The organism is Planococcus chinensis (genome assembly GCF_020071995.1).
Lineage (GTDB): Bacteria > Bacillota > Bacilli > Bacillales_A > Planococcaceae > Planococcus > Planococcus chinensis_A.
Genome location: NZ_JABWTK010000048.1, coordinates 1 through 397, shown reverse-complemented (window position 1 = coordinate 397; position 397 = coordinate 1). Strand labels below are relative to the sequence as shown.

Here is a 397-nt window from a genome sequence, read left to right as displayed (position 1 = left end):
CCTATTGGGCCTTCGAGCAAGTTGGCCGGGCACTTGGAGACCAATGACGTGAGACGATTTGACCAGAAGGAATTTCGTGCCATCGCCTGGGCGGCCGAGCCGGACAAAGCCGCCTGGTTGCTGGATGCCGAGGGCGCCATTGAGTTCCTGAAGAGTAACGCGACTTGCGAGGAGCTGGTGATCTACGCCAGCGCGGGCGCGGTGCTGATCCATGGGGTCCTGGCACCGACGGCGCAGGTTACTCCGGCAGATCAGACCGACCTGCTCGGTGCGCACGTGATGTCAGACGACAGTTGGTGCATCCAGAAGTCATGGGGTGGAGGGCAGGGGCACAGGATCTATCTCGAACCGCCACTGACGCATCCGGGATGCAAGTCGCTGGTCGGAGGCGAGAAGC

Annotated in this window: 1 protein-coding gene; it reads left to right on the top strand. The window is 62.2% G+C overall.

Translation table 11 applies throughout. The features are described 5' to 3' along the window. Positions 1-48: 48 nt before the first annotated feature. The coding region (locus HU147_RS19240; RefSeq protein ID WP_224077677.1) for a hypothetical protein at positions 49-397 on the top strand (349 nt) is incomplete at its 3' end.